9 protein-coding genes are annotated in these 6,717 nt (G+C 57.9%); 2 read left to right on the top strand and 7 right to left on the bottom strand.

Going from position 1 to position 6,717, the window contains the following annotated elements:
• On the top strand, positions 1–482 hold a 482-nt coding region (locus FJU30_RS09235), incomplete at its 5' end, for an IS3 family transposase (RefSeq protein WP_150434652.1).
• 27 nt (positions 483–509) lie between these two features.
• On the opposite strand, the gene FJU30_RS26805 is transcribed toward FJU30_RS09235, so the two are convergent.
• The 7 genes from FJU30_RS26805 to FJU30_RS09210 form a co-directional block, all read right to left on the bottom strand.
• The gene (locus FJU30_RS26805) at positions 510–662 is read right to left on the bottom strand and encodes a hypothetical protein (RefSeq protein ID WP_191091555.1); all 153 of its coding nucleotides are present in this window, start codon (positions 660–662) and stop codon (positions 510–512) included.
• Positions 663–755: 93 nt separating this feature from the next.
• The gene (locus tag FJU30_RS27125) at positions 756–1,709 is read right to left on the bottom strand and encodes a DUF6708 domain-containing protein (protein WP_223881544.1); all 954 of its coding nucleotides are present in this window, start codon (positions 1,707–1,709) and stop codon (positions 756–758) included.
• Between the two features lie 148 nt (positions 1,710–1,857).
• Positions 1,858–2,199: a hypothetical protein gene (locus tag FJU30_RS09225; RefSeq protein WP_150434651.1), complete on the bottom strand. Its 342-nt coding sequence runs from the start codon at positions 2,197–2,199 to the stop codon at positions 1,858–1,860.
• 67 nt (positions 2,200–2,266) lie between these two features.
• Positions 2,267–3,223, bottom strand: coding sequence for a DUF6708 domain-containing protein (locus FJU30_RS27120; protein WP_223881543.1), 957 nt, complete (start codon positions 3,221–3,223; stop codon positions 2,267–2,269).
• Positions 3,224–3,503: 280 nt separating this feature from the next.
• Complete coding sequence (locus FJU30_RS26795; protein WP_191091554.1) at positions 3,504–3,698, bottom strand: hypothetical protein; 195 nt, start codon at positions 3,696–3,698, stop codon at positions 3,504–3,506.
• Positions 3,699–3,780: 82 nt separating this feature from the next.
• Positions 3,781–4,734 carry a DUF6708 domain-containing protein gene (locus FJU30_RS27115; RefSeq protein ID WP_223881542.1) on the bottom strand — a complete coding sequence of 318 codons (954 nt, stop codon included), beginning with the start codon at positions 4,732–4,734 and terminating at the stop codon, positions 3,781–3,783.
• 159 nt (positions 4,735–4,893) lie between these two features.
• Positions 4,894–5,223: a hypothetical protein gene (locus FJU30_RS09210; RefSeq protein ID WP_150434650.1), complete on the bottom strand. Its 330-nt coding sequence runs from the start codon at positions 5,221–5,223 to the stop codon at positions 4,894–4,896.
• 422 nt (positions 5,224–5,645) lie between these two features.
• Here FJU30_RS09210 and FJU30_RS09205 point away from each other — a divergent pair, with 422 nt between their 5' ends.
• Positions 5,646–6,455: an SDR family NAD(P)-dependent oxidoreductase gene (locus FJU30_RS09205; protein ID WP_223881541.1), complete on the top strand. Its 810-nt coding sequence runs from the start codon at positions 5,646–5,648 to the stop codon at positions 6,453–6,455.
• Positions 6,456–6,717: the final 262 nt, after the last annotated feature.

Below are 6,717 nucleotides of genomic sequence, written 5' to 3'. Positions count from 1 at the left end.
CGGCGAATATCGCGTGGGCTTCGGATATCACGTATATCCGCACGGGAGAAGGCTGGCTGTATCTGGCGACGGTGATTGACCTGTATTCCAGACGCATTATCGGCCTGAGTCTGAGTAATCGCCTGAAGAAGCAGTTGGTGATTGACGCGTCAGAGATGGCAATAAAACAGCGCAGACCGACGGGGAAGGTCATCGTGCATTCGGACAGGGGGAGCCAGTATGCCAACCATCGGTATCGTGAGATATTGAAAAACAATGAGTTAGTCTGCTCAATGAGCGGGAAAGGCTGCTGTTATGATAATGCGGTAATGGAAAGCTTCTGCCACACGCTGAAAACGGAACTGATGCAGGGTAAAGCGTTTAGCAGCAGAGAGCAGGCAATGAACGCCCTGTTTGATTATATTGAAGTATTTTACAATCGCCGTCGCAGGCACTCAACGCTGGGTTATCAAACGCCGGTGCATTATGAAATGGCAGCGTAATTAGGTGGGAATAATTTCGGGGACAGATCAGTTGAGCAGCGGCGAGTCATGATGCAGGATTGGGCAGACCGTCTTGATCTGCTGGAAAAAGGAAATACAGATGCGGCCAATACCCGGCTGGTGATCCAAATTGCCGGAATACCGTTCACGTCTGCCGCTGACGCCGGGATAACCAGACATTCTTCAGTCATGACTAACAGCAACAAGGGTAGCTATTTCACCTGCCCTTGTTGCAAATTCGGACCGTGACGCTAATTTTGAACAACCAAAACATTAGCGTTTGCGGGGCGGCTGGAAGCTGGTGCGGGTCGCGTTCCTGGCTTGTCGGGGCGGCGGCGGGACATGGGCCAGCGCCTCCACCTGCTCCTTGCTGAGCGCCGGGCCGCCCAGGGTCGCCAGCACCTCCTCAGGGAACGGCGCCAGGTCGCGCCCCTTCTTCGGCTTGCGCAACGCTTCCCCCGGCTGGATCGCCGGACCATCCTCTTCCATGTAGCGGCGGATATGCTCGTACAGCCGCCACAGCTTCTCATCCTCGTACCAGCCCAGGTAGCCGATCGCCGCACGCGCGCAGGGGATCTTCGGCTCGTCCGCCAAGGACGCCCACAGTTCCAGCCGATACGAATCGCGCACGGTCTCGCCCATGAACTGCACGAACTTGTAGCTGCGGACCTGCACCGCCTCCCACGGCACCGTCACCGGCGCTTCGAATCCGGGCATGACCCAGAACTTCCAGAACGGGTGGAAACGGATCTGCGAGAAGATGACCTGCCGCGTCTTGCGGTTGAACAGGACAGGTTGGTCTTTTGGAAGACAGTAACGGCCCTTGAGGAGGTGAACAGCCCCAATAAAAAAAAATAATCCGATAGCGAAAAATAATATCCAGGCCACCCACATGCCGCTGTCAAATAAAAAACCAAACCATAGTGAACCTAACGAAAAAAGCAACGTAACCCATCCACCGAATCCCACGCTCCCCCGTTCCTGCCCGGCTCCCAGCACGCACCCGATGCCGATTGCATCCGGGTACACCGCCAGCAGCGATTCACAGGTACTCGCCTGCTCGTGTACCGGCATACTCTTGTCCACGGGCGCAACCCGGTGCGGCTTCCCCCCAAGGACGCTCTTGCGCTGCTGCCCGGTCAGCTCGAACAGCGGCTCGCCGCCCTCCCACTCCGGCAACAGCACCCGGTAATCCGGGTTGTTCGGCGTTTCCCGCGTTCCGCTCATGCGCCCTTCACCCTTGTAATGTCTGCTGCACCAGAACCTGCCGATCAGCGTCAGCTTCGCTAATGGTCACCGCCACTTGACCACGACTGAAACGAGCGCCGTCCACGGCCAACGCGTTCAACACCATGTTCTCCCCGGGTGGCCAAATTCAGTGTGCTATATATGGACGTCCCGTGTTGTGGAAGTCTGGATTCGTCAATCCCGCGATTTCGCGTAGCCGCAGCACAGCCAGGATTTCTGTGGGGTGCACCGCGAGGAATACAGAATTGAACTCAAATTGTTGGGCTCGCTGGCTGGCCTCGCGCTCGGTCACGGCAATCCGCTCGATATGAGTATCACAGGCACCGAGCAGAACAGGCAAGAACTTATCCAGATCAAATACAGATGCGGCCAATACCTGGCTGGTGATCCAAATTGCCGGAATACCGCCCATGTCTGCCGCTGACGCCGGGATAACCAGACATTCTTCAGCCATGACCAACAGCAACAAGGGTAGCTATTTCACCTGCCCTTGTTGCAAATTCGGACCGTGACGCTAATTTTGAACGACCCCAAAATTAGCGTTCGCGGGGCGGCAGGAAGCTGGTGCGGGTCGCCTCCCTGACCTGCCGGAGCGGCGGCGGGACATGGGCCAGCGTCTCCAGTTGCTCCTCGCTCAGCGCCGGGCCGCCCAGGGTCGCCAGCACCTCCTCCGGGAAAGCGATCAAATCGCGCCCCTTTTTCGGCTTGCGCAGCGCCTCGCCCGGCTGGATCGCCGGGCCATCCTCTTCCATGTAGCGGCGGATATGCTCGTACAGCCGCCACAGCTTCTCGTCCTCGTACCAGCCCAGGTAGCCGATCGCCGCACGCGCGCAGGGGATCTTCGGGTCGTCCGCCGAGGATGCCCACAGCTCCAGCCGGTACGAATCGCGCACGGTCTCGCCCATGAACTGCACGAACTTGTAGCTGCGCGCCTGCACCGCCTCCCATGGCACCGTCACCGGCGCTTCGAATCCGGGCATGACCCAGAACTTCCAGAACGGGTGGAAGCGGATCTGCGAGAAGATGACCTGCCGCGTCTTGCGGTTGAACAGGACGGGTTGGTCTTTTGGAAGAGAATAGCGGCTCTTAAGAAGATAGATTGCGCCAATAGAAAAAAACAAAAAAACAGTTATCGGAATAATTGAATCAATAATATGGTCAGAAATAGCAATTTCGATCCCCACCCATAAAAATGCTAAAGATATACCAAGGGTTATCCACCCCCCGAACCCTACACTACCCCGTTCTGGCCCCGCCCCCAGCACGCTACCGATGCCGATTGCATCCGGGTACACCGCCAGCAGCGATTCACAGGTACTCGCCCGCTCATGCACAGGCACATGCTTATCTACCGGCGCCACCCGGTGCGGCTTGCCCCCAAGGATGCTCTTGCGTTGCTGCCCGGTCAGCTCGAACAGCGGCTCGCCGCCCTCCCACTCCGGCAACAGCACCCGGTAATCCGGGTTGTTCGGCGTTTCCCGCGTTCCGCTCATGCGCCCTTCACCCTTGTAATGTCTGCTGCACCAGAACCTGCCGATCAGCGTCAGCTTCGCTAATGGTCACCGCCACTTGACCACGACTGAAACGAGCGCCGTCCACGGCCAACGCGTTCAACACCATGTTCTCCCCGGGTGGCCAAATTCAGTGTGCTATATATGGACGTCCCGTGTTGTGGAAGTCTGGATTCGTCAATCCCGCGATTTCGCGTAGCCGCAGCACAGCCAGGATTTCTGTGGGGGGCACCGCGAGGAATACAGAATTGAACTCAAATTGTTAGGCTCGCTGGCTGGCCTCGCGCTCGGTCACGGCAATCCGCTCGATATGAGTATCACAGGCACCGAGCAGAACAGGCAAGAACTTATCCAGATCAAATACAGATGCGGCCAATACCCGGCTGGTGATCCAAATTGCCGGAATACCGCTCACGTCTGCCGCTGACGCCGGGATAACCGGGCATTCTTCAGCCATGACTAACCGCAACAAGGGTAGCTATTTCACCTGCCCTTGTTGCAAATTCGGACCGTGACGCTAATTTTGAACAACCAAAACATTAGCGTTCGCGCGGCGGCAGGAAGCTGGTGCGGGTCGCGTCCCTGGCTTGTCGGGGCGGCGGCGGGACATGGGCCAGCGTCTCCAGTTGCTCCTCGCTCAGCGCCGGGCCGCCCAGGGTCGCCAGCACCTCCTCCGGGAAAGCGATCAAATCGCGCCCCTTTTTCGGCTTGCGCAGCGCCTCGCCCGGCTGCATCGCCGGGCCATCCTCTTCCATGTAGCGGCGGATATGCTCGTACAGCCGCCACAGCTTCTCATCCTCGTACCAGCCCAGGTAGCCGATCGCCGCGCGCGCGCAGGGAATTTTCGGCTCGTCCGCCGAGGATGCCCACAGCTCCAGTCGATACGAATCGCGCACGGTCTCGCCCATGAACTGCACGAACTTGTAGCTGCGCGCCTGTACCGCTTCCCACGGCACCGTCACCGGCGCTTCGAATCCGGGCATGACCCAGAACTTCCAGAACGGGTGGAAGCGGACCTGCGAGAAGATGACCTGCCGCGTCTTGCGGTTGAACAGGACGGGTTGGTCTTTTGGAAGAGAATAGCGGCTCTTAAGAAGGTGGAGCGCTCCTATTAAAAATAACAAACCTGCAGGAAAAATTGCGAGCAAACTGAGCCACTCACTGCCCCCTACAGCAAAACCCAAGGAAAACCACATTCCAGCCATCAGAAGGGTCATCACTCCCCCAAACCCTACATCTCCCCGTTCCGGTCCAGCCCCCAACACGCTACCGATGCCGATTGCATCCGGGTACACCGCCAGCAGCGATTCACAGGTACTCGCCCGCTCATGCACAGGCACATGCTTATCTACCGGCGCCACCCGGTGCGGCTTGCCCCCAAGGATGCTCTTGCGTTGCTGCCCGGTCAGCTCGAACAGCGGCTCGCCACCCTCCCACTCCGGCAACAGCACCCGGTAATCCGGGTTGTTCGGCGTTTTCCGCGTTCCGCTCATGCGCCCTTCACCCTTGCAATGTCTGCTTCACCAGTACCTGCCGATCAGCGTCAGATCCGTTAATAGTCACCGCCACTTGACCACTACTGAAACGAGCGCCGTCCACGGCCAACACGATCAACATCATGTCCTCCCCGGGTGGCCAAATTCAGTGTGCTATTATGGACGTCCCGTGTTGTGGAAGTCTGGATTCGTCAATCCCGCGATTTCGCGTAGCCGCAGCACGGCCAGGGTTTCTGTGCGGTGCACCGCGAGGAATACAGAATTGAACTCAAATTGTTGGGCTCGCTGGCTGGCCTCTCGCTCGGTCACGGCAATCCGCTCGACATGAGTATCACAGGCACCGAGCAGAACAGGCAAGAACTTATCCAGATCAAATACAGATGCGGCCAATACCCGGCTGGTGATCCAAATTGCCGGAATACCGTTCACGTCTGCCGCTGACGCCGGGATAACCAGGCATTCTTCAGCCATGACCAACAGCAACAAGGGTAGCTATTTCACCTGCCCTTGTTGCAAATTCGGACCGTGACGCTAATTTTGAACAACCAAAACATTAGCGTTCGCGCGGCGGCAGGAAGCTGGTGCGGGTCGCGTCCCTGGCCTGCCGGGGCGGCGGCAGAAAACATGGCAGCATCCTTTCGCTTAAATTTTCCTGATGCTTTGAATCTGCCACATTCTCCAAATACAGACAATTAGTGAAAATAGTGGAAACTAGCGCCGTCTCAATTTTTACTGGAACCAGGCTTTTAAAACTGCCGACATGTTTTAGATGCAATTGACATGAATCCATTCGCTTAGTTCAATTACCGGTATTCTTCATCAAGTCTTACCTCAGTAATTAACGAGGGTGAAGATGCCTCACCTAACCTTGTCGCAAGCACGGACCGTAACGTAAACAGCAGGAGACAATGATGGATTTGGAGATCAAAGACAAAGTGGCTCTGGTGACGGGCGCCAGTACCGGTATCGGTTTCAGCATCTGTGAAGAGCTGGCGGCAAACGGCGCACATCTGGTGATGGTGGCCAGAACCCAATCGCGGCTGGACGACGCCGCCGACAGACTGGCGCAACGCTATGGGATCGCCACGCTAACGCTGGCGGGCGACGTGACCGATGCTGATTTTCCTCGTCAGGCAGTCCGTCAGGCGCACCAACGTTTCCCGGGGATTGATCTGCTGGTCAACAACGCGGGCCGGGCCCACACCGGCACCCTACTGACCACCTCCGATGAAGACTGGGAGGCAATGACGGCAACCAAATTCACCGCCATGCGCCGCTTTTGCCGCGAGGTGATCCCGGGTATGCAGCAGCGCGGATGGGGGCGTATTGTGAATATCTCGTCTATCGGCGGGCTGTATCCCAACCCGCCGCTGACGGTTTCCCATGCCCTGAGCGCGGCCATCAATAATTTGACCCGCAGCCTTGCGCTGGATGTGGCGCCGATGGGTATTCTGGTCAATGCCATTGGCGTAGGAGCGGTGGCGACGGAAAACTGGGCGAAGAACATGCTGCCGAACGTCCGCGCCCGTCGTCCGGAACTGTCAGGTAAAACCGATGAGGAAATCATGACCCTTCTCGGCAAGGAAAAAACGCCGGTCGGGCGTTTCGGACGACCGGAAGATATCGCCGCTATCGCCGCGTTCCTGCTTTCAGCACGCAATCAGTTCGTGACCGGCCACACCGTGGAAGCCTCCGGCGGCGCGGACCGGTTTATGTAATCTCTGCTATGGCCAGGTGAATGACTGGTTGGCATTAGCCTGGGCAACGCCACCATTCAGCGGTCCTCCACCGGGGATATAAATGGCGTAGCCCAGCGTCAACTCGCGCGCTATGTCGTCCACGGGGACAGCCAGGCTCCGCATCCTGACCCTAAACTTGCCTGGCTTGATTCCCGGCGCCGCGACTGAAAGCGACAGCGAGGTCATATTCACGCCGGTCGGCGGGCGCCAGCGCCTGCCGGCGAAATTCCGGGGGTATATT

It is taken from the genome of Affinibrenneria salicis, assembly GCF_008710095.1.
The sequence above is the reverse complement of the archived record's forward strand: the minus strand, read 5'-3'. Positions and strand labels throughout refer to the sequence as shown.

Coding starts and splice junctions, on each gene's coding strand:
- FJU30_RS26805 (WP_191091555.1), bottom strand. CDS start 662: ATGTCTGGTTATCCCGGCGTCAGCGGCAGACGTGAACGGTATTCCGGC.
- FJU30_RS27125 (WP_223881544.1), bottom strand. CDS start 1,709: ATGAGCGGAACGCGGGAAACGCCGAACAACCCGGATTACCGGGTGCTG.
- FJU30_RS27120 (WP_223881543.1), bottom strand. CDS start 3,223: ATGAGCGGAACGCGGGAAACGCCGAACAACCCGGATTACCGGGTGCTG.
- FJU30_RS26795 (WP_191091554.1), bottom strand. CDS start 3,698: ATGGCTGAAGAATGCCCGGTTATCCCGGCGTCAGCGGCAGACGTGAGC.
- FJU30_RS27115 (WP_223881542.1), bottom strand. CDS start 4,734: ATGAGCGGAACGCGGAAAACGCCGAACAACCCGGATTACCGGGTGCTG.
- FJU30_RS09205 (WP_223881541.1), top strand. CDS start 5,646: ATGATGGATTTGGAGATCAAAGACAAAGTGGCTCTGGTGACGGGCGCC.